This is a genomic window from Thalassomonas sp. RHCl1 (genome assembly GCF_947387555.1).
GTDB lineage: Bacteria > Pseudomonadota > Gammaproteobacteria > Enterobacterales > Alteromonadaceae > Thalassomonas.
Genome location: NZ_CANDNZ010000006.1, coordinates 412,036 through 435,000, shown reverse-complemented (window position 1 = coordinate 435,000; position 22,965 = coordinate 412,036). Strand labels below are relative to the sequence as shown.

Annotated in this window: 19 protein-coding genes and 1 rRNA gene (1 of these 20 only partly in view); 5 read left to right on the top strand and 15 right to left on the bottom strand. The window is 47.1% G+C overall.

What is annotated here, in order from left to right; genetic code table 11:
* Positions 1–518: ribosomal RNA gene (locus QL234_RS19020) — 16S ribosomal RNA — on the bottom strand; it reaches 1,024 nt to the left of the window's first position.
* Between the two features lie 712 nt (positions 519–1,230).
* On the opposite strand from QL234_RS19020, the gene QL234_RS19015 reads away from it, so the two are divergent.
* A complete protein-coding gene (locus tag QL234_RS19015) occupies positions 1,231–1,677 on the top strand; it encodes an RNA-binding protein (RefSeq protein WP_044834442.1) in 447 nt (148 codons plus the stop codon).
* 292 nt (positions 1,678–1,969) lie between these two features.
* Entirely contained in the window at positions 1,970–3,064 is a 1,095-nt protein-coding gene (gene trmA, locus QL234_RS19010; protein WP_281559370.1) for a tRNA (uridine(54)-C5)-methyltransferase TrmA, read from the top strand.
* Between the two features lie 138 nt (positions 3,065–3,202).
* Here trmA and fabR read toward each other — a convergent pair whose 3' ends face one another.
* Positions 3,203–3,823 carry an HTH-type transcriptional repressor FabR gene (gene fabR, locus QL234_RS19005; RefSeq protein ID WP_281559369.1) on the bottom strand — a complete coding sequence of 207 codons (621 nt, stop codon included), beginning with the start codon at positions 3,821–3,823 and terminating at the stop codon, positions 3,203–3,205.
* Positions 3,824–4,045: 222 nt separating this feature from the next.
* Here fabR and QL234_RS19000 point away from each other — a divergent pair, with 222 nt between their 5' ends.
* Positions 4,046–5,164 carry a fatty acid desaturase gene (locus tag QL234_RS19000; protein ID WP_281559368.1) on the top strand — a complete coding sequence of 373 codons (1,119 nt, stop codon included), beginning with the start codon at positions 4,046–4,048 and terminating at the stop codon, positions 5,162–5,164.
* Positions 5,165–5,249: 85 nt separating this feature from the next.
* A complete protein-coding gene (gene sthA / locus QL234_RS18995; RefSeq protein ID WP_281559367.1) occupies positions 5,250–6,683 on the top strand; it encodes a Si-specific NAD(P)(+) transhydrogenase in 1,434 nt (477 codons plus the stop codon).
* Positions 6,684–6,747: 64 nt separating this feature from the next.
* Here the strand turns inward: sthA and QL234_RS18990 are convergent, their stop codons facing one another.
* The gene (locus tag QL234_RS18990; protein WP_281559366.1) at positions 6,748–7,179 is read right to left on the bottom strand and encodes a hypothetical protein; all 432 of its coding nucleotides are present in this window, start codon (positions 7,177–7,179) and stop codon (positions 6,748–6,750) included.
* Positions 7,180–7,555: 376 nt separating this feature from the next.
* Between QL234_RS18990 and QL234_RS18985 the strand changes: the two genes are divergently transcribed.
* Positions 7,556–7,819, top strand: a complete 264-nt coding sequence (locus QL234_RS18985; RefSeq protein ID WP_281559365.1) for a SymE family type I addiction module toxin — start codon at positions 7,556–7,558, stop codon at positions 7,817–7,819.
* Between the two features lie 202 nt (positions 7,820–8,021).
* Here the strand turns inward: QL234_RS18985 and hemE are convergent, their stop codons facing one another.
* From hemE to QL234_RS18925, 12 genes are all read right to left on the bottom strand, one after another.
* A complete protein-coding gene (gene hemE, locus QL234_RS18980) occupies positions 8,022–9,089 on the bottom strand; it encodes a uroporphyrinogen decarboxylase (RefSeq protein WP_044834185.1) in 1,068 nt (355 codons plus the stop codon).
* A 318-nt stretch (positions 9,090–9,407) separates the two neighbouring features.
* Entirely contained in the window at positions 9,408–10,085 is a 678-nt protein-coding gene (locus tag QL234_RS18975; protein WP_281559364.1) for a transporter substrate-binding domain-containing protein, read from the bottom strand.
* Between the two features lie 230 nt (positions 10,086–10,315).
* Positions 10,316–10,585 carry a hypothetical protein gene (locus QL234_RS18970; protein ID WP_281559363.1) on the bottom strand — a complete coding sequence of 90 codons (270 nt, stop codon included), beginning with the start codon at positions 10,583–10,585 and terminating at the stop codon, positions 10,316–10,318.
* 266 nt (positions 10,586–10,851) lie between these two features.
* Complete coding sequence (locus QL234_RS18965; protein ID WP_281559362.1) at positions 10,852–12,963, bottom strand: hypothetical protein; 2,112 nt, start codon at positions 12,961–12,963, stop codon at positions 10,852–10,854.
* Between the two features lie 309 nt (positions 12,964–13,272).
* A complete protein-coding gene (nhaD, locus tag QL234_RS18960; protein WP_281559361.1) occupies positions 13,273–14,676 on the bottom strand; it encodes a sodium:proton antiporter NhaD in 1,404 nt (467 codons plus the stop codon).
* A gap of 262 nt (positions 14,677–14,938) precedes the next feature.
* Complete coding sequence (locus QL234_RS18955) at positions 14,939–16,288, bottom strand: aminotransferase class III-fold pyridoxal phosphate-dependent enzyme (RefSeq protein ID WP_281559360.1); 1,350 nt, start codon at positions 16,286–16,288, stop codon at positions 14,939–14,941.
* A complete protein-coding gene (locus QL234_RS18950) occupies positions 16,288–17,478 on the bottom strand; it encodes an aminotransferase class III-fold pyridoxal phosphate-dependent enzyme (protein ID WP_281559359.1) in 1,191 nt (396 codons plus the stop codon). The genes QL234_RS18955 and QL234_RS18950 overlap by 1 nt, the downstream gene beginning before the upstream one ends.
* 11 nt (positions 17,479–17,489) lie before the next feature.
* Positions 17,490–19,016 (bottom strand): AMP-binding protein, encoded by a 1,527-nt coding sequence (locus QL234_RS18945; RefSeq protein WP_281559358.1) that lies wholly within the window; start codon positions 19,014–19,016, stop codon positions 17,490–17,492.
* 37 nt (positions 19,017–19,053) lie between these two features.
* Positions 19,054–19,944 carry a TauD/TfdA family dioxygenase gene (locus QL234_RS18940; protein ID WP_281559357.1) on the bottom strand — a complete coding sequence of 297 codons (891 nt, stop codon included), beginning with the start codon at positions 19,942–19,944 and terminating at the stop codon, positions 19,054–19,056.
* Between the two features lie 213 nt (positions 19,945–20,157).
* Positions 20,158–20,538 (bottom strand): VOC family protein, encoded by a 381-nt coding sequence (locus tag QL234_RS18935; RefSeq protein WP_281559356.1) that lies wholly within the window; start codon positions 20,536–20,538, stop codon positions 20,158–20,160.
* Complete coding sequence (locus QL234_RS18930; RefSeq protein ID WP_281559355.1) at positions 20,535–21,452, bottom strand: DMT family transporter; 918 nt, start codon at positions 21,450–21,452, stop codon at positions 20,535–20,537. Before QL234_RS18930 ends, QL234_RS18935 begins: the two co-directional genes overlap by 4 nt.
* A 12-nt stretch (positions 21,453–21,464) precedes the next feature.
* The gene (locus tag QL234_RS18925) at positions 21,465–22,889 is read right to left on the bottom strand and encodes an amidase (RefSeq protein ID WP_281559354.1); all 1,425 of its coding nucleotides are present in this window, start codon (positions 22,887–22,889) and stop codon (positions 21,465–21,467) included.
* Positions 22,890–22,965 lie beyond the last annotated feature (76 nt).

Sequence of the window (22,965 nt, the reverse complement as noted above, 5' to 3'; positions counted from 1 at the left end):
GCACGGAGTTAGCCGGTGCTTCTTCTGTTGCTAACGTCACAGATGCAGCGTATTAAGCTACACCCTTTCCTCACAACTGAAAGTGCTTTACAACCCGAAGGCCTTCTTCACACACGCGGCATGGCTGCATCAGGCTTTCGCCCATTGTGCAATATTCCCCACTGCTGCCTCCCGTAGGAGTCTGGGCCGTGTCTCAGTCCCAGTGTGGCTGATCATCCTCTCAAACCAGCTAGAGATCGTCGCCTTGGTAAGCCGTTACCTTACCAACTAGCTAATCTCACTTGGGCTAATCTAATGGCACGAGGCCCGAAGGTCCCCCGCTTTGGTCCGTAGACATTATGCGGTATTAGCAGTCGTTTCCAACTGTTGTCCCCCACCATAAGGCATATTCCCAAGCATTACTCACCCGTCCGCCGCTCGTCATCTTCAAAGCAAGCTTTGAAATGTTACCGCTCGACTTGCATGTGTTAAGCCTGCCGCCAGCGTTCAATCTGAGCCATGATCAAACTCTTCAATTAAAAATCGTTTGTGAGAGACAAGCTCTCTGACTCAATGAATCTGTACATATAAAACTATGAATAAATAGTTTTGTGTGTCATTCATCATTAAGTTTATTTAGTGTTCCGAAGAACTATGTAAAATCAACATTAACGTGAGTGCCCACACAAATTGCATGATAACTAATTTTTAAAGAACTCTTCTGCTCTTTATTAGAGAAGAAGAAATGATTAATCGCATTCGTTAATCATTGTTGCTTCAGGCCTTGCCCTTAGCGAGATGCGCATCATACGCCCCTCAGTTTCGATGTCAACCTTTTTCGTTAAAAATTTAAAAAAACATTTTCAACCGTTAACTGTTTATCCTCTACTTAAAAAGCAAGAGTAAACTTATCAAAACCCTTCGTTGGGCTGCCCCGTGGAAGTGGATGCGCATTCTAGAGAGTTTAAGGAATAGATCAAGCACTATTTTCAATATTTTATTCAAGCGATTACTTTTAGAACAATCCAGCTAAAATAAGAGCTATAGAGAGCTTGTCTGATAGGGTTTTCGAGAAGTTAGGCCTATAAATGAATGTATGCTGTGCATTACTTTCTTCCGGACTTAGTGCTCTATAGTATATTCAATTGATTAAATTGCATAAAAATTACACTTATAGTTGCACATTAATGAAAGCCGGGTAACATATAATTGCAATTTTGTGATTTTAAAAAAAATAATCAGGTACATATTATGAAGTCTCCCCAAGTATTAACCGTTATCATAGTGGCAGTTGTTTTTGCCCTGATCGGTTATTTCATCGCAGGACCTATAGGTGTAGATCCTGCAACAGTTGCTGTCAGTATCTTTATCGGTGCTCTGCTTGCGCCATTTATCAGCAAGAAAGAAGTTGAAAGTTCAAAAAGCGATGAAGTGAAAACATTATATGTTGGTAACTTGCCTTATCGCGCCAACGAAGCATCTGTTAGAAGCTTATTCTCTGAATACGGTAATGTTCATTCTGTTCGCTTGATGAAAGACAAGCACACCGGCAAACGCCGCGGTTTCGGTTTTGTTGAAATGAGCGAACGTGATTCTGAAGCAGCAATCTCAGCTTTGAATGATACGGAATTCCAGCAGCGCACTTTAAAAGTACGTGAAGCCAAAGACCGGCCCGAACGTACAGATGAAGCTGTCTAACTGCTCACCTCAGTAAGCACTATCCAAATCAAAGCCCGCAATTGCGGGCTTTTTTATTGGCACCTTTAACGGTAGCCGACTTTTAGCCCTATATTTAAAGCTGCAGGAGCAGTACTCAAATAACCCTTTGTCCTTATAAGATTTGCGACAAAGGGAGAAGAACTAAAATTGGCATCTTTTCTTTTACCGGACAATGACGAATTCTGCTCACCGGCCAATTCAGCAGACAATTTACTAGACAAAGTAAAATGCGGCGCTAAAATCTGCGCTCCACTAGCGACAAGGCGAAAACATGTTCAGTTTTATTCATCCCGATAATTACGATCAGCAGCTCACTCAAAAGCAACAAGATATTGCAGAGTTATTTTCAGCATTTGATTTACCTGATTTTGATATCTATGAATCCGAAAGATTAAACTATCGGCAAAGAGCTGAGTTTCGTGTTTGGCATGACGGTGATGCCCTTGACTACATAATGTTTAACAGCGAAACCAAGCAAAAATTTCGCGTTGAATATTTTCCCGTTGCCAGTGAACTAATTAATAAAGCCATGAAGGCCTTGCTTGATGAGATTAAAGATAACCAGGTATTAAGGCAGAGATTATTTCAGGTAGACTTTTTGTCCACCCTCAGCGGCGAGTTATTGATCAGCCTCCTTTATCACAAACAACTGGATCAGGCCTGGACTGATGCCGCCAAAGTATTAAAAGAAAGTTTATCTGCTATTGCGCCGGTAGATATTATCGGCCGGGCGAAAAAACAAAAAATAGTCCTGGATAAAGATTATGTCACTGAAGTCTTAACGGTACAGGGCAAAAGCTATCAATACCAGCAAGTAGAGAACAGCTTTACCCAGCCTAATGGTAAGGTCAACGAGAAAATGCTGACCTGGGCGCAACAGGCAACTGCCGGTTTAGGCGGTGACTTAATCGAACTTTATTGCGGTAACGGTAATTTCAGCATCGCCCTGGCACAAAACTTTGACCGGGTATTAGGCACAGAGATCTCCAAGACTTCGGTAAAGTCAGCGCAAGTTAATATCGCCCTGAATAAAATGGATAATATTGATATCGTACGTATGTCCAGTGAAGAATTCAGCCAGGCAATGAATGGTGAACGCCAGTTCAGACGCCTGGAAGGGTTCGACTTAACGCAATATAACTACGAAACCGTGCTGGTTGATCCGCCACGTGCCGGTCTTGACCCGGACAGTGTCGAACTGGTGAGCCGGTTTGAACGCATCATCTATATTTCCTGCAACCCGGAAACACTAAAAGATAACTTAACGGTATTAACGAAAACCCATAATATTGAAAAGTTTGCTTTATTTGATCAGTTTCCCTACACCCATCATGTAGAGACCGGTGTCGTACTTACCCGTAAATAAAGATATAAAGCAGAGATGAAAACACAAGCCGGGATTTCCCCGGCTTTTTCTTAACAGTGACTAAGCTTTATTGCCCCGTTCACAGTGGCCGAACCCGGCGACTGTACCTGAGTAACGAAATAAACCTATAGGATTATATTATTTATTACCGCGTTCACGACGACTGAACTCGGCAGCCCCGCGTGCAATAAACCTGAGCTGTAAAATAGTGCGCTCCGCCAGTAACTCCCGCTCCTTTTTATCCAGATCTAAGGCATCTGAACCGGCACTGAATACAATAGTCACCGCAGCATTGGCATGTATATAAGCAACTTCCGAGTCCAGCTTATTGGCCTGCTCTAAATAATCACATAACTCCATAGTGAAATAGCGGATTTCCCGACTTACCGCCGCACGAAAAGCCGCCGAAGTACCGGAACGCTCCCGTAATAACAAACGGAAAATATTGGCATTGTTCTCAATAAATTCCATAAAGGTCAGTACCGATATCTGCACCACAGAACCGCCCTTCTCAATACGCTGGCGCGCCTGGCGCATTAATTGACGCAAGGTCAGGCCCGCTTCATCAACCAGGGTAAGCCCAAGTTCATCCATATCGGAGAAATGGCGGTAGAAAGAAGTTGGGGCCAAACCGGCTTCTTTTGCTACTTCACGTAAACTTAAGCTGGAAAAGCTACGCTCGGCACTAAGCTGTCCCAATGCAGCATCTATCAACTGGCGACGTGTTTTTTCTTTTTGCTGTGCTCGAATCCCAGTCATAAATTGCTGATCCTATCTCATTTTTCTCAACTTAAAGGCTATCATACTCAAATATTGGCTGATCGCACAACGAATCGCTGAACAATCATATCAAGCGACCAGCCAATAGGCGAAAAAGCCCACCGGCGAGTAAAATTAACACAAACTTCACTTGACGGATAACCGACCAACTCTCTAGAATGGTGGACACTTGTACGCTGAATTTATTTTTCGGACTTTTTAATGAAAAAACCCCCAATTATCTGGCTGAACGTTGCTGTTTTTCTGATAACGTTTTTATTTGCCGCCGTTGCCGTACCTTACCGGGCATTTACCCACGGCTTTGACGGTGCTGAAATTACTATGGCCGTGCTGTGTTTTATCTATTGCGGCATGTCCATTACTGCCGGATACCACAGACTATGGTCCCATAAAACCTACCAGGCACACTGGAGCCTGAGACTGTTGTTTGCCCTGGGCGGTGCCTTTGCTCTGCAGAACAGTATCCTGCACTGGTCTTCCGATCACCGTATTCACCATAAACATGTCGATAAAAATGACAAAGATCCATATTCTGCCAAAATGGGCTTCTGGTATTCACATATCGGTTGGATGTTAAGGGAATACCAGGCACACAGATATGCCAACTATGACAATGCCCGCGACCTGCAAAAAGACCCCATCGTCATGTGGCAGCACAAACATTACCTGTTATTAACGATTGCCATGAATGTCGGCGTCCCGCTGTTATTCGGTTTATGGCACGGCGATGTCATCAGCAGCTTATTGCTGGTCGGTTTCTTACGTTTGGTATTAAGTCACCACACCACTTTCTTTATCAACTCCCTGGCCCATATCTGGGGCAAGCAAACCTATACCGATAAAAATACCGCCCGCGACAATGGCGTGTTGGCGTTCTTCACCTTTGGCGAAGGTTATCACAACTACCACCATATTTTTGAAAATGACTATCGCAACGGCATCCGCTGGTGGCAGTTTGATCCGACCAAATGGCTGATCAAAAGCTGTGAATGGCTCAAACTCACCTCAAAGCTGAGAACCAGCCCGGAAGACAAGGTTGAAAAAGCTCGCCTGGCCATGACCTTAAAACGCAGTCAGCTAAAACTGAAAAGTCATCCGGAAGCCGAATTGATGCTCGAGCGCCTGCAACAGGAATACGATGCCCTGATTGCCAAGCTCAATGATTTTTATGCCGCCCGCAAACAGCTGCTGGCCGACAAACGTGACCAGCTACTGGCAGATGTCGAAAAGTCAGAGCTGGTACAACAGTATAAAGAGCTGAAATTACGCCTGGCAGAACAGCAACGCAGTTGGCATTTACTTACGGCAAAACTGGCTTAAAACAAATTCTTAGTTATTAACTAGTTACCTGGTACCCAAATCCTGCTAGAATTTTCACCACGCAGCAGGATTTGAGGTACTATCATTGGCTAAAAAAAACGTCTCCCCCCGGAAAAAGAAACCCGTCAGTTACACATACGACGCTATCATCATAGGCACAGGTCCGGGTGGTGAAGGCGCAGCCATGAACCTGGCAAAACAAAATAAAAAAGTCGCCGTAATCGAAAGATATAAGGATGTCGGCGGCGGCTGTACCCACTGGGGCACAATCCCGTCCAAGGCCTTAAGGCAAACCGTCAGTCGGCTGATCGAATACAATGCCAATCCGCTGTTTAGCGGCACGGATAAACCCAAGCATTTCACCTTCCCGGATATTTTAAGTCACGCCGATGCCGTGATCCGCAAACAGGTAAGGTTACGCAGCGGTTTTTATGACAGAAACCGGGTAGAACACTACTGCGGCGAAGCGTCGTTTATCGATCCCCATACCATACAGATCTTACGAAACGACGGCTCGGTGGAACAAATCACTGCCGAGAAAATCCTGATCGCCACCGGCTCACGTCCTTATCATCCGGACGATATCGATTTCAGCCATCCGCGGGTATACGACTCCGACAGCATCTTAAGCCTGACTCATGATCCGCGCCATATCATTATTTACGGCGCCGGGGTAATAGGCTCAGAATATGCCTCTATTTTCCGCGGCCTGGGGGTTAAGGTAGATTTGATCAATACCCGCGACCGCCTGCTGTCTTTCCTCGATGATGAAATGTCCGACTCTTTGAGTTATCACCTATGGAACAATGGCGTAGTGATCCGCCACGGCGAACAAATCGAGCGGGTGGAAGCCAAAGATGATTCTGTGGTGGTACATTTAGAGTCGGGTAAAAAAATGCGCGCCGATTGTTTGTTATTCGCCAACGGCCGCACCGGCAATACCGCAGATTTAAACCTGGATGCTGCCGGACTCAAGGCCGATGGCCGCGGTCAACTGGCGGTCAGCAATACCTACCAGACCCAGGTAGAAAATATCTACGCGGTCGGCGATGTGATCGGCTATCCCAGTCTGGCCAGCGCTGCTTTCGATCAGGGCCGTATCGCCGCCTGTGCCATGACCGACGATTGCAGCAATGCCAAACTGATCACCGATATCCCCACCGGCATCTACACCATACCGGAAATCAGCTCAGTCGGAAAAACCGAACAGGAGCTGACCGAAGCCAAGATCCCCTACGAAGTGGGACGCGCCCAGTTCAAACACCTGGCCCGGGCACAAATCGCCAATTCCCTGGTGGGTTCGTTGAAAATTCTCTTCCACCGGGAAAGCAAAGAAATTTTGGGGATACATTGTTTTGGTGAAAATGCCGCGGAAATCATCCATATCGGCCAGGCGATCATGCAGCAGGAAAACGGCGGCAATACCATAGAATACTTTGTCGAAACCACCTTTAACTACCCGACCATGGCAGAAGCCTTCAGGGTAGCGGCGTTAAACGGCTTAAACCGCTTGTTTTAACTTCAGGCAGAATTTTTAACCTATAAAAAGGGCGCTAACATGAAGCGCCCTTTTTTATATCTGGTTATCTGTCTACCTGTCCCGGCGGATGTTTCAGTCCGGGGGCAATAAGCTCTATTTCGGTGATTTTAAAAGGGGTGCCCCATTGTTGTATGGTCATCATATTTTTGATCAGCTCCCCCTTCACCTTAACTATAGCGCCATGCTGGCGATACTCGGGCGCTAACCCCATAGGCAATAACTTCTTGCCCTCGTCGGTGACTATGCCGTAAAAGCCCCCTTCCATGGTCAGGTATTTCACCGTCCCCTGCTGCCACTTCAATACCGGACGCCGTTCTTGCTTGGTAAGTTTATTGGACATGTTTGCTCCCTGCTCGCTGGTGACAGCCGCGGCCGGTGACGAAGTCATTTCTGTTGACGCCGGCTCAGACTGGCAAGCCATCAAGAAAAACGCCATAGGCACCAAACTTAAACCGTTTTTAAGCGCAAGTTTCATCTGCTGGATCCTTATGATTTAGTTATGCCCCCAGCTTACACCATAGCCAGCAGAGCGCAAAATAACTTTAAAAAACAGCCAACAAAAAGATACCTAAACCCGCCTGCCGCGCACAAAGCAGCCCTTAACCCAGGCTGTAAATTTTTACAGACAAGTCCGCCATTATTCCCTTTAAAAAGAACCCTGCCCGTTATTGATCTAACCGGCCACACGGTCTTTAGTTAAAGGTGGCAACAATAGCGCTTACCTTAGTTTCTATAAAGCTTGGCTGCTATACAGTTGCCACCCGGCAATAACGCCGTAACTAAAGTCGCAACCCCTGAGTGTTCAGAGCACCCAGAGGCTGCTAACCGCAACGAACTTCGAGGAGTACGTCATGGCTAATTATAAGCATACGCCAGACCCCGCCCCGGCAAAAGTAAATTATCCCATTTATCGGCAGTTTACCGTGCTGGAAACCATCTGCGAGTCGGCGGCAAAAACCCGCGGCATAGGCATTAACTATGTACCGGTCAACCTTGAACCCTGCATAGTACTCAGGGGGAAATGGCTCAGGCAAGCCGGTTTTGCTATCGGCCGTAAAGTCAGTATTGTGATCAATCAAGAGGAGATAGTCATTAAGCCTAAACAGATCAGTTAGGCAGATTCACCTGTAAACACAGGTAAAAATTAAAGCTGCTGCATCCCAAGTCAGGTGCAGCAGCTTTATTGGTATCCGGATGTACAAGGGTGTGAACAGGATGCTTGGTATTACGAACCATCCTTGAAGGGTATTTGCCAGCAAGGCCTCTTGATTTTTAAGGAGCAATCAAGAGACAGCTAAACTTTTTTACTTGTACTTTTTACTTATGGTAAGGCTTACTCAGCCTATGTACCGCATCAATAAAGTAACCGGCATGGTCCGGATTAACATCCGGATGGATACCATGACCCAGATTAAAGACATGACCGGTACCACCTTCACCAAAACCACCAAGGATTTTAGCTACTTCCTGCTCGATACGCTCTTTAGGCGCATATAACATCGAAGGGTCCATATTGCCCTGCAACGCCACCTTATCGCCGACGCGGGCTTTGGCATTTTCAATGTCTATAGTCCAGTCCAGACCTACCGCATCACAACCGGTAGCGGCAATGTCTTCCAGCCACATACCGCCGTTTTTGGTAAACAGGGTAACCGGCACCTGGCGACCGTCGTTGCTGCGAGTTAAACCGTCAACAATTTTCGCCATATATTGCAGCGAGAAATCTTTATAATCACGCGGCGACAATACGCCACCCCAGGTATCGAACACCATCACCGACTGGGCGCCGGCGGCAATCTGGGCATTCAGGTAAGAAATTACCGAATCCGCCAGCTTATCCAACAAGGCATGTAAAACCTGCGGCTCGGCAAACATCATTTTTTTGATCTTGGTAAAGGCTTTGCTGCTGCCGCCTTCTACCATATAGGTCGCCAGGGTCCAGGGGCTGCCGGAGAAACCGATTAACGGCACTTCGCCTTTTAATTCACGGCGTATGGTGCGTACCGCGTTCATCACATAACCCAGTTCGTCTTCCGGATCCGGGATAGCGATTTTATCAACATCTGCCTTGCAGGTGATCGGGCGCTCAAATTTCGGTCCTTCGCCGGTTTCGAAATATAAACCTAAACCCATGGCATCAGGAATTGTTAAAATATCACTAAATAAAATAGCAGCATCAAGCTTAAAACGACGTAAAGGTTGAAGCGTTACTTCACAGGCAAGTTCGGCATTGCGGCATAACGACATAAAGTCACCCGCCTGACCACGCACTTCGCGATATTCAGGCAAATAACGGCCTGCCTGACGCATCATCCATATTGGTGTGTAATCAACAGGTTGACGTAACAATGCACGTAAATAACTGTCGTTTTTTAATTCAGTCATAAAATAAGATCCCCATAAAATATCGCCCGTATTCTACATGGAGTTGGCGCCGCTGACCATGTTATGAATCAAAGAATTTTTCATATTCGCCAAGATAATTGCCGAAAAATGCTGCACCATATAAAGCTATTGCTCTATTAAAGATGTTGCACAGCCGATCCACCTTTGATATAAATAATTCGCGCTAGTTAAGAGATAACTAATAAGAAGCTTGTCTATACAAGACCATACAGCGAGCACTTCGGGCCTTACCTTTGGTAAGGCTTTTTTATGTCTAAAGCATAGTGACCACACCTTTATTACCCGCTAGATTTGCAACTAATGTAAATCGGAGACTTCCCTGAAAGCATTATTAAGCCGGTGATAAATATCTACAGAAGTCTTCTTATTTAACGCCAGGTACATACCCACTTCGATATAAACAAACGGCTGACCCTGAGAGTTTTTCACTATACTCAGGCCGCTTACCTTATTTTCCCGGGCAAGATAAGGACCAAGCAAATAACCGGTGGCCCAGAGATCAATTCTTTTAGACTTTAACTTATGGGCATTCTGACCGTCAAAGCTGGTAAGTTTCACGGCATACCCCTTATCCAGTAAATATTGGGCTGAAGCATCACTGCGATAGGTACCAAGGGACAATTCCCCGATATCCGCTAATGAATCAAGTGTGATGTTATCTTCCTCTCTTGCCATAAAGACCCATTTATTCAGCACCAGGGGGCCTATCCAGTAAAAGTCTTTTTCACGGTCGGCGGTTTTAGCGGTTGAAAAAACGGCGGTGTTTTTTGTGCTTCTGGCGGTTTGCAGCGATCTGGCCCAGGTCGTCAGTATCATGGCATGGTCAATACCTGCCAGCTTAAAGATCTGCCGCACCAGCTCGGTTGATTTCCCCGTGATGATTGCTTTATTTTCATCATACATATTAAAAGGGGGATAATTTTCGGTATAAACAGTGATCAGTTCGCTGGCGGAAACTCTGGCGACAGAGAGCAAAAAACTCCCGAAGATCAGAAGACTCAACCAGAATATTTGCCTCATTATCTATCGCCAAAATAATCAAAAAGATACCGCAATTATAGACAATAACAGGCAAGGCTTGGTTAAGCGCTTGTTATTACTTAATCGGTTTCACTGGTTTAATTTAAGAAAAAGGAAAGAACAGGGATGTTAAGGGCGCAGTTTACAACAGACAGTTTCGGCCTGCCGTGATAAATCAGCCAATATTAACAGCTTTCGCCATCACAGCCGGAATGACTACCATTGGCAGAAAGAAAGACACTTTTATAAGGTGTATTGGAAGAGGTGATCGCAGCCGAATCAAAGTTTTGTTCGCTCACTTGACGTCGGGAAGGAAATTGCAAAAACATTACCGCAAAAACAATGGCAAAGATAGCGGAAATAACCATTGAACTGAATAATTCTCCTGACTTGAAAGCCGTATACACAGCCAGGCCAACTCCTAACAAGGCTAACAGTTTCAATAATATTCTCATTGCTTTCTTCCCCGGTTTCAAACGACAACGTAAGCGCCAAACAAAAGTAAATATAATGTTATAAGCGCAGGGATATATTAGCAGCTCTTTTGTCGGATCCATACAAAGTGTAATGGCGTGTAATGTCGAGGGAATATTACGAAAAAGAGAATTTCCAGAAGAAGAAAGCCGCACAATGGCCTTTGTGCGGCTTTTAAAATATTTATAACTTTAAGCTGAACCTTATGGAATACCCATAAATACCAGCCAACTCAATGATTGCCATGCTAATGTATCGTTATCGTACTGGATATGGGAGCTTGCTCATAGTTCGAACATAAGTTTTTATTACAGGCTTTTAGCCTGTATTGATATACCCCTGCCGGCAGATTTAAGAAGGTTTTTTCTCTCATCAAATGCTTCTCTTCTCCTTGCCATTCACCTCCATTTATTTTTACCTGGCTGTAATAGTGAGTTGCACCGGAAACCCTACCCCAGGAGAGCTTGATATCATTGCCATTCTCCAGCTTTGCCGATGGCATAGTATCCGGTGCTACCGGCTGATATTCTCCGTCAAACAAATTGGTAAACGAAAGGTTGCTGATTTCAACTTCTAAGTTGTTATCCTCTCCAAACTCCTGAGACGAGTTAAAACCATAGCCATGATAAATACCAACCCCATACAAATGATTACGGTGCAATCGCTTATCATTATTAACGCTTTCAACACTTGGTCCGTAAGATTTTACTTGATAATGACTTAACTCAGGATCCGAAATTAATACCTCATTTACCCAAACTTTCATGCCTGAATCAGGATTTCCCGCGCCCCCTTCAGTGATTTCAATAACAATAGTTAATTGAGGATATGTACTATCATTCACATCGGCAATTTTATATTGTCCGACAATTTTTTCCTGGGTATTGCTGCAGTCATTTTCTTCACGTTGCACTCTAGCCGGCATATCCATTCCTGCAGCAGGAGCATTTTCACACCATAAATAAGCTCTTTGTACCTGTTGCAGATATAACTCATCGCCAACCCGCTCGATTGTTAAGGCGCTTAGCGGCGAATTGGCAGTACCAGTACCGTCAACACGGAACCAATCCTGGAATAATATCCACCATAAATTACCTTCATATAACCAAGCATAATTTTTTATTTGCATATCAAATTCAATAGTGATTTCCCTATCATCCTCCAATTCAGCAACTGAACCGGTGAAAACCATAGCTTTGCTGCATTCAGCGTTACCTATACCTTCACACTTTGCATTCGTCCGACTTTTAGCGGTAAAGCTAATCGCATTACTAAACTCAACGGTTCCACCAAAGGCAAGATCGGTACGAGGATTCAAGTCGGCAATATCACTCTCTTGAGTTTGTGAGGAAATTCCAATTTCGCCAATGCCGACTTTAATTGATTTTAATGAAGAATATTCACTGCAGTCGTTGCTGTCCCTGCAAGCCCTGATTTTATAAAAATACTCACCGCTCACCTTATTACGCAACCAAAATAAAGCATTATAGATCTGCTCTGTTTTCGGGGCTTTATCCAATAAACCAAGCGCTTCTTCATGAAGTTCATAATATGTTGCGCCGGCGACATCATTCCAGCTAACCTGATATTGCCCTAAACCGGAACTGGAGATCTCAATTTGTTCCGGATAGGATTTAAAGCTCAGTTCAGGCACGCTTAATTCTGCTAATTCTTCAATCACCTCGACAGAGCGTGATATGCGGGTACCACATTTATTTTCAATATTACATGCCTCGATACCAAAGGTATGGCTGCCTAGCCCAGTGATAATACGAGAGGCTGTCTGCAGGCTGATAGCTGCTTTTTCTACCCAGGGATAATCATACTGACTACCAGGCTGTCGCCAGTATATGTTGTAATAATCGGTATCAGAATGACTGCTCGGTGCCTGCCAGTTCATCCTGATACGCCCGCCATCAATAAGTACTGTATTTTCTAAGGTAAAGCCATTTACCGCTGTAGGAACGGGAGCTACCACCTCAACAGAACGTGACAGTCGTGTCCCACATTTTTTCTCAACATTGCATGCTTCAATATGAAAAGTATGAGCGCCTAATCCACTGACAGTACGAGAGGTTACATAAAACCCGTCTTCTATTACCCCCGGAGTATATACAGTTCGCCACGGATACAGGTAACTGCTATTAGGCTGCTGCCAGTAGATATTGTAATAAATATCCCCTGTATGATTACTTGGTGCTTTCCACTTTAGTTTGGCGGCACCGCCATCAAAAACTTCTTCATTGTCAAATTCAAACGAGCTAACTGCTCCCGGGACCGGCAAAGCAGCCTGGGCAACATTACCCAGGGTCAATAAACACCACAATAAAAAAGTAAAGCTATTGAGTTTTAAATACATCTATCATTCCTTTTTGCTTTCATATGTCACTGCTTCTAGCAATAACGCTATATTTTTCAAAAAAATAATATCACTTTTAAAAACAGGACAATACTTAATGTAATCTGGTGTAATTTAAATGCCCAAACTAGCTGTAGCTCATGCAAGTTCAAGGAAAATGTATTTACGAGAGAAGAGTCAGAACGGAAGTTAACCATGATTATCAGAAGTCTTCTTCTATAAGGCCTTCACCCTAAATATAAAGCCGCTAAAAAACTTTAGCGGCTTTCGGGGAGCACATCACTTTTCTGCTCAAGGCAGTATAACGCTTTAACCGTTTAACAACAGGTGCACATAAATACTGGCGCCATAACCCAGAGCGATCACCGGCGCCCATTTCAAATGGCCGAAGAAGGTATAATAACCGCGGGCCTGCCCCATCAGGGCCACACCGGCGGCAGAGCCGATGGACAATAAGCTGCCGCCGACACCTGCGGTCAGGGTCACCAACAGCCACTGACTGTGAGGCATTTCCGGATTCATGGTCAAAACTGCAAACATCACCGGAATATTATCGACTATCGCGGATAAAATCCCCACCAGGACATTGGCAGTGGTTGCACCGAGTTCCCCGTACATAAACGCTGACGCCATCCCCAGGTAACCGATAAAGCCCAAACCGCCCACCGCCAGTATGACCCCGTAGAAGAAAAACAAGGTATCCCATTCTGCCTTGGCAATACTGTCAAAAATATCATATCCATCGACTACATCAGCCGAGGTATGGCTGATAGGCTGCTCCAGTTTGTTCAAATGGTTATGGCTGGCCTTACGCAGGTAATAACCGAAAAACTTCAGGTAAGCCAAGCCCAGCATCATGCCGAATACCGGCGGTAAATGCAGGAAGTTATGAAAAGATACCGCTGTAATGATGGTCATAATAAACAAGCCGACAATCGTTAAACCGCCCTGTTTAATTTGCGTCATTTGCGTTGAACTTGCCTCCGGTTTCCCGTCCGGCAGGGCAAATTGCATGATAAAGGCCGGCACAACAAAGTTCACCACAGACGGGATAAAGAGATCAAAGAACTCGCTGAACTGCACTATGCCTTTTTGCCACACCATCAGGGTGGTAATATCGCCGAACGGACTGAAAGCACCGCCGGCATTGGCGCCAACCACAATATTCACACAACTCATGGCGACAAATTTTGGTTTGTCCTTACCCACAGCCATCACCACAGCACACATAATCAAGGCCGTGGTCAGGTTGTCGGCAATAGGAGAAATAAAGAAAGCCAGAATACCGGTCAACCAGAATAACGACTTATAGGTAAAACCTTTCGCCACCAGGTAGTCACGCAAAGCATCGAAGACATTACGCTCCAACATGGCATTGATATAGGTCATGGCCACAAGCAGGAAGAAAAATAACTCGCCATATTCAAGGAAGTTATGGCGAATGGCGACCTCGGCCGCATCCGGCATGCCATGGGAGCCATAATAGGCGGCGATAAATATCCAGATCAAGCCGGCGGCCAGCAATACCGGTTTGGATTTTCTAAGATGTAATTTTTCTTCCAGGATCACCAGGCTGTATGCCAGGGCAAAAATCGCCAGCGCGGTATAACCGAGCCAGTGATCTGTCAGATTAATGGTTTCATGCACGGCACCCGATGCCAGTGCGATATTTGGTAGTAACAAAGCCAATAGCAGCAAAAACACGTGTTTCATTACGGCCCCAGTAGTCAATAAAAGGTTATAAGATGTAAAACCCGCGCATATTAACAAAGGGGAAAGAAAAGAATCACGATGAGATCAAGCATTGATGAGACTGTCTGCGCTTATGCTATTTTAAATCAAATATTGGCCATTTAGCGGCATAAAAATGACAGGGAAATCTCCACTAAGGGGCAAATGGAGTATAAGAAAACCCGGTAAGGCAAATGTCCGCTTACCGGGTTTATCAAATAAACCATGCACTGTCCCTGTATACTTAGGCCGCCTGCTTAACCCCGGTTAATTTATACAGGAATTTCCTCGGCAGGGTGTATTGGCGCTTGATCAGCTGGTTCAATAATTTGAACATCAGCTTGGGACGTGAACCTAAACGTTTCATGGTTTGCTCCAGCGCCGCCAGACATTGGTCAATTTCCTGCTCGGTTACCGTCAGCGGCGGATAAAAACGCAGCACCGGATGGGCGGCCTTTTCATTCATGGAATGACCCAAATGGATATTCTGTTTGCCCATCACCATGGTAATCGCCGTTTCCACCGCCGGATTGGCGCATTTTAACCCTGTCATCAAACCTATGCCCGGCACTTCCAGCACCAACTGGGGGTAATCGGCACAAATCTGCCGCATCCCGGTCAGCAAACGCGTACCCAGGCGCTGGGCGCGGCCGGTGAGGTCCTGCTGCTCGATAAACTCTATCGCCGCCAGCGCCGCGGTATTATTATAGGGATTACCGCCGCTGCCGCTGGTGAGCAAGCGGGGATCTATACCCTGCTCGTCAATCAGCTTACTCTCAAGAGCTTCACTCATGACCGTCACGGCAATGGCGGCATGCCCGCCGGTTAAGCCTTTTGACAAGATGATCATATCCGGCACGATATTGTCGTATTCAATGGCAAACATTTTACCGGCACGGCCAAAGGCGGTCTGGATCTCATCGGCAATCAGCAAACTACCGGTTTCACGGCACAGACATTCGATCTGCTTAAGGTAACCCGCAGGCGGCACCTGCAAATATGGCCCGCCGAGTACAGGTTCGATAAACACGGCAGAGACACCGTCGCCAATGGCTTTTTTCATGGCGGCGATGTCGCCAAACGGCACATATTCAACATTTTCCATCAAGGGAGTAAACGGCGTTCGGTGGCCGGTTTGCCCCAGAATATTCAAAGCCCCCAGGGTTTTACCGTGATAACTGTCGCTGATCACCACCATTTTCTTGCGCTTGGGGTTGGCCTCGAAGGCAGCGCGCATCGCCAGCTCCACCGCTTCGGCGCCGGAATTACAAAAATAAGAGCGGTTAAGATCCCCCGGCAGCATCTCGGCTAATTTAGCCATCAGCTTAATGGTGTTCTCATCGCAGCTGCCGTAAGGTTTAATCGCCACTTGATCCAGCTGCTTTTGTACCGCCTGCTGAATATAGCTTTGGGTATGGCCGACAATAAACACGCCGTAGCTGCAGGCAAAGTCCAAAAATTTATTGCCTTCATTGTCGTGGATCCACTGGCCGTGCGCCGACTGCTCCATGGTTCTGTGGCTGATGCGATACATGGTCGCGGCGGTCGGGTTCCAGTTATTGTCACATACGTCGATGACTTGTTCGCGGTTCATTAGGCAATTTCCTTATTTTCAAATAAATTCAGCGCTACCTGGTTAAGGGTGGCAATGGCGGTATCCACTTCCTGGTCGGTAATGGTGAGCGGCGCTCTCAGGGTCAGGGTGTTATCTTTGGCCCGGGCAATATTAATACCTGCCGCTACCGCCTGCTGCCGGAAACTATCCGCCAGCTTATGATTGGCAAAATTCAGCAATACCAAACTGCCCAGGTGTTTCACTTCCACCTTATCCCGGCACATCAGCTCCTGGCTGAACCTTTGCCCCAAAGCCGCTTGCCTGGCGCTGAGCTTCTTGCTTTGCAGCACTTCTACCGCTTTTTGTCCGGCAACACAGCTGGCAGGATTTCCCCCTGTGGTACTGCCGTGCAAAGAAGGGTTTTTATCGCCGTATACGGTATCGTTAATGGCTTTACGGGTAACATAAGCGCCGACCGGTACACAGCCGCCGTTTAACGCACCGCCAAGCACCAGGGTATCTGGGCTGATACCGGATAATTCACTGGCAAAGTCGACACCAAACCGGCCCATACCGGAATTGACTTCATAGGCGATCATAATCGCCTGGCTCTGGTGGCAAAGCTCGCGCATGCAGGACAAATAATCGGCGCTTAACACGGTAATATCATCACCGACCAGCACAGGCTCATAAACCACCGCCAGGGTTTCATCGTCTATGGCGCGCAACAACATTTCTTCATCGTTGGCTTCGACAAAAACCGGTTTTAACGGTAAATGGGCCAGGGTCGGGGCATCAATTTCCTTAAACAAGCTGGCAAAACTCAGGCTGCCAAAGTCACTGCCGCGCACCACCACTACTTTGAAGCGGTCCCGGTGCAGGCCTTTCGCCAGTTTTAACGAACCGTCAAAGGCTTCTTCTCCCGAGTTGCAGATATAGCTGACGGATAAGGGCGCAGGTGTTGCCTGATCCAAGGTTTTGACAAATTCCGCCAGCGTCGGGCTGATCATTACCCGGTTGGAAAGCGGCATCAGCGCCACCTGCTTTTTCACCGCCTGGGTAATGTCCGCCTGCTGGTGGCCGAAGCCGCCGGAAGCAAGGTCGATCGCCTCGCTGCCGTCCTGATAGGTTAAGGTGGCGTTTTTCGCTTTAATCACCACTTTACCGATAAATTCCTGCTGCCAGCTGTTAGGGGCATGTGCGTTAAATTGTTCAATATTGGTTGTCATGTTTCTTTTCCTTAAGAGGCTTTGGCAAGCATAAATTGCTCATAAATGGCTTCACGTTTCGGGCGTCCGGTAACGGTGAAATAACTTTTACGGGTTTCACCGTCGAGATTGACCAGCTTAGGTTCGCTTAAGCGGCTATAACTGGGTAGATCTTTGGAGATCCCTTGGATTTGCGCCAGCAGTTCAGCTTCTTCATCCCTGGCAACCTGGGTAAAGATCACGCCGCTGATGGCTTCCTGCGCTTCACCGAAGACCACGACATCGGCAACGCCGTCGATCTCTTTGTAGGTGGCTTCCACCCATTCCGGGCTGACATTGCGGCCATTGGATAAGATGATGACGTTTTTCTTACGCCCGGTGATCACCAGGTAACCTTCTTCATCAAAATGGGCAATGTCCCCGGTATGCAAAAAGCCGTCTTCGGTGAGTTCACACGATGAAACATCCCGGCTGGAATAACCGGCGCACAAGGTATTGCTCTTGATCAAGAGTTCGCCGTCAACAATCTTGCCTTCTATGCCCGGCAGTAACCGGCCGACGGTACCCAGCTTTCTTTCTGCGCCGCGGTTCAGGGAGACCACGGAAGAGTTTTCGCTCAGGCCGTAACCTTCATCAACCACCACGCCAAAGCCAGCCAGCTCTTCCAATATATTCACCGAAACTTTTGCCCCGCCGGTCATAATGGTTGCCTGCGGCTCGCCGAAGAAGCGGCGTTTGGCATTGCTGTCTTTACGCAAGTGCTCCAGGGTTTCTTCCAGCAGTTTCGGCGGCAGGTAAACACAGTTGATGTCGGCATAGGCGATAGTCGCCAGGTAACGCTCGGCAATACCGCTTTGGGTACTGAACGGCGGTAACCCGGAAGGCAATAGCGAAGTCGAACCGCCGGACAGCAGGGGCAGATAAACCGCCAGTACCTGTTCGATCAGCAGGGAAAACGGCACCATGGAATAATAATGCATACCGTCAAGGTGCTTATAGATATCCAGTAAGGTCGCCACTAACGAGCCTAAGCCCTGATCGCGGATCAACACCCCTTTAGGCGCCGATGTCGTGCCCGAGGTATGGATGATCTTAATGACATCCTGCTGCTTTAACGCCTTAAATTCTTCGACATCGGTTTGTTTGCTCGCCCGTTTAAACACCTGACCGTCGGGGAATAAGATACCGATCTCGGGTATTGCACTGGCGATACGCTCTGCCATATCCATGCTGTTAACAAAACAATATTCTGCCGGCAGCAATAAATGCGCGATCTGGCTGTCGGTGAATTCCGTGGGGATAGGAATGCTGACGGAATTACTTTGGATACACAGCAGGTCGCAGACAATCCAGTCAAAAGACGGATCCAGGGCAATAGCCACCGTCATCTTCGACAGGTCGATACCTTCCTGGCTAAGGCGTTCGGCGCTGGTTTTAACGGTTTGCGCCATGGTATTTTTATCTATCGCCAGGCTGGTGCCGCAACGTTTAAAAACAGTGCGGTTCTCATCTTCCATGAGAAAGCGGTTGATTTGCGCACGTAAACTATTATTTTTCATTGTTGTTTATTCCTTTAAAAATCATACCTTGTTTTGCTTACGCAACGTAACTCAAGGCATTGTAGAGTTCCCTGTCGGTATCTATGATCTCGCGGCGGCCATGCATCACCCGGGTATTGTCCAGTAACACGATATCGTGATTTTGCCATTCGATATTGTGGGTCAGGCGATCCGTTTGCTCTTCGATGTGCTGCCAAACTTCATCCGGGATCACATCATCGTTTTCCATGGTGATCACCGGCGGCTCGTAGTTGAAAGAAGGACCCAACAGGCTGTTGGAGAAACCTTTTTCATCGCTGAACAGGGATTTTCTTACCGCCCATACGGAAAATTCAGAATAAACATCGTCATTTTCCAGCAGGGTAAACTTCTGTCCTTCCACCCGCTCACCCAGGGTTTGCAAATCGGCAAAGGTGACCTGCTCCGGTGATTCGATACCGTCAAGCTCGCTGTGGGTGTATTTTTTCCATAATTTCTCCGGCAGACGTCGGGCATACTTGATACGCTGACCGGCGAACAAGGCTTGCGCCTGCTCATTTAGCGTTGGCCATACCGCATTGCCGTCGCAATAGGTGGTTTGCGAACCTGCTTTCGCGGCTTTTTTACAGTAGAACCAGGCCAGATGAGGCAAGATAGGGGCATTGCCGTTTTCCAGGTGTAAACCTACCTTATCGGTACCGGCATCCACCAGCTGGGCGCTGTCAGAGGCATGGTTTCTGGCGGGATCTAAAGTGACCCGGGTGCTGACATTTCTTACTAAAGTTGAAAAAGCCTCGATACTGGTATCAAAACCACGGAACAAAACCGCGCCATATGCTTTCATCCAGTTTAATACTTGCTCTTTATCTAAATCTTCTACCCGGGCATTGGCATCTGCTTCAATAATTTGAATTTCACCCGGCTCTCTGTCTAACAATCTATAACTCATATAACACCTCATTCTTAATTTTTAGGGGGATGAGTCATAGCTTAAAGAGAAGGGAGAAATTAAAAACTGTACGACAAAACAGGTATGGCAATTATTTTCCGCTTTAATTTGAAAAAGTGATGAAATAACAAGAACAAAGAAAAACGCCATAAAGAGAGCAAAGCCCCTTTATGGCGTTTATAAACAAGCAAACATTGCGATAATAATCAGGTACTACAGTCCCCCGCCCCAGACTTCCGCCAGTTCGATTTCATAACCGTTGGGGTCGAGAATATACAGGGAGCGGGACTTTTCCCATTCCAGGATGCCATTATATTTTATCGGCGCCTGTATTTTCTCACAGGCCGCCAGTGCCTGTTCAAAATTGTCCACCTGGAAAGAGACGTGGGAAAAGCCGTGTTTTTCATACTTTTCAAAACCATCGACCTGATACAGGGCCAGTTTCGCCTGCTTATTGCCGATAATTTTCCCGCTCACTTCCGGCATATCCCTGAGCTCTTCAAAGCCGAATAACTCATGATAGAATTCACAGGTTTTTGCCAGGTCTGCCACCTTTAAATTAATATGATCTATGCCGTTCACTGCTAACATCATTTTTCCTCCTGAAATTCACCTAAACCATTGGCTGTGCTTTTAGCCGACTTACTATTAAAACTAAAATCCAGCTGATAAAGATAGATGGAACCTATGATGATCAGCAAACTGATAAAGATACGGTTATCCAGGGCAACATCCGCCACCAACATGGATAGCAGCACACCGACCGTGGGTACCAGGTAATTACTGAAGGACGCAAACGTCGGTCCCTTATCCATAATCAGGGTCATAAACAGAACATACACCAGGCCGCCGCAGAAGACCCCGAGATATAACACTGAGCCGACACTGGTCAGGCTGGGCATCTCAACAGGAACAGTGCCCCAGATCAACGCCATCGGCAGTAATTGCAATGCGGAAACGGCAATCACATCACGGGCCAGCACTATCGGGTGCAAGTGCTCCAGGCGCTTAACCAGTAACAAACTTAGAGCAAAACTGGCTGCGGCAACCAAAATCGCAAAGGAACCGGCAAATTCGGTTAAGCCCTGTTGCTGTAATTGCGGCCAGAATAAATACAGCAAACCGCCAAAACCGATCAAACTGCACACCACGGCTTTTGTCGTCATCCGGGTGCCTGCCAGTACCAAAGGCGCCAGCAACAATGTGATCAGCGGATTGGTGCCGGTGATCACCGCGGCAAAAGCAGGCGGCGTGGTTTGCTGGCCCCAGGCCACCAACAGAAATGGCACGGTTGCTTCAAGCAGGCCTATCAGGGCGATGAGCGGCCAGTTACCCGGCGATCGTTCCAGCTTAAGCAAGCGGCAGACAACAATCAGGAATATGGCCCCTATGGTCGAGCGGCTTGCCGCTATCCACAAGGCGTCAACTTCCGCCAGCGCCGCGGCATTAAAAATATACTGAGATCCCCAAATAACACCGCAGGCGATCAAGATTAATAAACTTTTCATGTTTTTTTGTCCTTAAGAAGCTTTCTCTAAGCTTTTCCGTGTTAACTGATAACCGCCTAAGGTGTTTTCCAGGTATTTGGCCACCGCCAGCACCTGATGTTCACACCATAAACGTCCGACAATCTGGATACCGATAGGGAAACCCCGGCTGTCGTTGCCGATATTTACCGTCGCCACCGGCTGGCCGGTCAGGCTGTAGGCCATGGTATAGGTAAACTGACGGATATTTTTGCTCGACTCGGTATGTTTAAAGGCCGTGGTCGGAGTCACCGGGCACAGGGTAATATCGTATTTTTCACTGAAGGCGTTCATGGTGAAGTTATACTTGTCCCAGGTACGCAAGCGGCCGCGCATTTCCGTTAAGCTGATATCACAGCTTTGTGCCGCCGTTAAAAAGGCATCGAACAAAGGCGAATTTTCTTTGGTGCCCAACAATTTTGCCCCGTTGGCCCAACTGCGCCCGGCATCGGCGCCAAAGGCGATCGTTTCCAATGCCAGGGCTTCGACCTGATCCAAACAATCGGGCCTTGCCCATTCACAGCTTTTCGTTTTCCCGCCGAGTTTATCCGCCGCTTTGGCAATCGCCGCTTTTACCTCAGCATCCGGCGTGCTGATGCCGTTATCGTCATACCAGGCCACAGATAAAGCGGCTAAATCCACCTCGCGGTAATTGTTCAATAACACAGGCGGCGAGTTGGGATCTATACCGTCGGGGCCATGGGTGATATCAAGCAATAAAGCAACATCATCGACATATCGGCCCATGGGGCCATAAGATGCGCTCCTGACATGCAAACCCGCGCCTTCTTCCGGCACCCGGCCGGTTTGCGGTAATCTTCCCTGGGTCACCTTAAGACCGGCAATGCCGCAATAGCTGGACGGCACACGGACACTGCCCATGGAGTCTGAGCCCATACCGGCAGGCGAGCCGCCGCCGCCGATCAGCGCCGCTTCCCCGCCGCTGCTGCCGCCGGGAGAATAGTCAGTATCCAGGGGATGGTTACAGCGGCCATAAAGTAAGTTGTCGGTTTCAAAAGCCATCAGTAATTCCGGGGTATTGGTGATCCCTAAAATTAACGCTCCTTCTTGTTTTAACCGGGCGACAATAGTGGCATCCGTGTCGGCAACAAAGTCTTTTAATCCTAAAGTGCCTAAGGTGCAGTTAAAACCTTTTACCTTACACATATCTTTAATGGATAAGGGAATTCCGTGCAACCGTCCTAAGGACTCGCCGTTTTTTACCGCCTCATCGGCGGCTTTTGCCTGGGCCCTTAACTCATCAAAATCCGCCTGGCGCACCAGGGCGTTGATCTTCGGATTAATGGCCTTGATTTCGGCAATATAATGCTCGGTAACCTGTTCGCTGGTCAGCTGTCCCTGTGCGATCAGGCTCACAAGTGTGTCAATTGATAATGACTGGATATCTATTGAATTCATTTGTCTGTCCTTAGTCAGTTCTTATTCGGCGGTGATCAGAAAGGCCGGAAACCCGGCCTTTCTGATAAACCTTGCT

Coding starts and splice junctions, on each gene's coding strand:
- QL234_RS18935 (WP_281559356.1), bottom strand. CDS start 20,538: ATGATGTTAGCAGTGAACGGCATAGATCATATTAATTTAAAGGTGGCA.
- QL234_RS19015 (WP_044834442.1), top strand. CDS start 1,231: ATGAAGTCTCCCCAAGTATTAACCGTTATCATAGTGGCAGTTGTTTTT.
- QL234_RS19000 (WP_281559368.1), top strand. CDS start 4,046: ATGAAAAAACCCCCAATTATCTGGCTGAACGTTGCTGTTTTTCTGATA.
- QL234_RS18930 (WP_281559355.1), bottom strand. CDS start 21,452: ATGAAAAGTTTATTAATCTTGATCGCCTGCGGTGTTATTTGGGGATCT.
- QL234_RS18925 (WP_281559354.1), bottom strand. CDS start 22,889: ATGAATTCAATAGATATCCAGTCATTATCAATTGACACACTTGTGAGC.
- QL234_RS18950 (WP_281559359.1), bottom strand. CDS start 17,478: ATGACAACCAATATTGAACAATTTAACGCACATGCCCCTAACAGCTGG.
- nhaD (WP_281559361.1), bottom strand. CDS start 14,676: ATGAAACACGTGTTTTTGCTGCTATTGGCTTTGTTACTACCAAATATC.
- fabR (WP_281559369.1), bottom strand. CDS start 3,823: ATGACTGGGATTCGAGCACAGCAAAAAGAAAAAACACGTCGCCAGTTG.
- QL234_RS18945 (WP_281559358.1), bottom strand. CDS start 19,016: ATGAAAAATAATAGTTTACGTGCGCAAATCAACCGCTTTCTCATGGAA.
- QL234_RS18990 (WP_281559366.1), bottom strand. CDS start 7,179: ATGAAACTTGCGCTTAAAAACGGTTTAAGTTTGGTGCCTATGGCGTTT.
- hemE (WP_044834185.1), bottom strand. CDS start 9,089: ATGACTGAATTAAAAAACGACAGTTATTTACGTGCATTGTTACGTCAA.
- QL234_RS18940 (WP_281559357.1), bottom strand. CDS start 19,944: ATGAGTTATAGATTGTTAGACAGAGAGCCGGGTGAAATTCAAATTATT.
- QL234_RS18985 (WP_281559365.1), top strand. CDS start 7,556: ATGGCTAATTATAAGCATACGCCAGACCCCGCCCCGGCAAAAGTAAAT.
- QL234_RS18965 (WP_281559362.1), bottom strand. CDS start 12,963: ATGTATTTAAAACTCAATAGCTTTACTTTTTTATTGTGGTGTTTATTG.
- trmA (WP_281559370.1), top strand. CDS start 1,970: ATGTTCAGTTTTATTCATCCCGATAATTACGATCAGCAGCTCACTCAA.
- QL234_RS18955 (WP_281559360.1), bottom strand. CDS start 16,288: ATGAACCGCGAACAAGTCATCGACGTATGTGACAATAACTGGAACCCG.
- QL234_RS18970 (WP_281559363.1), bottom strand. CDS start 10,585: ATGAGAATATTATTGAAACTGTTAGCCTTGTTAGGAGTTGGCCTGGCT.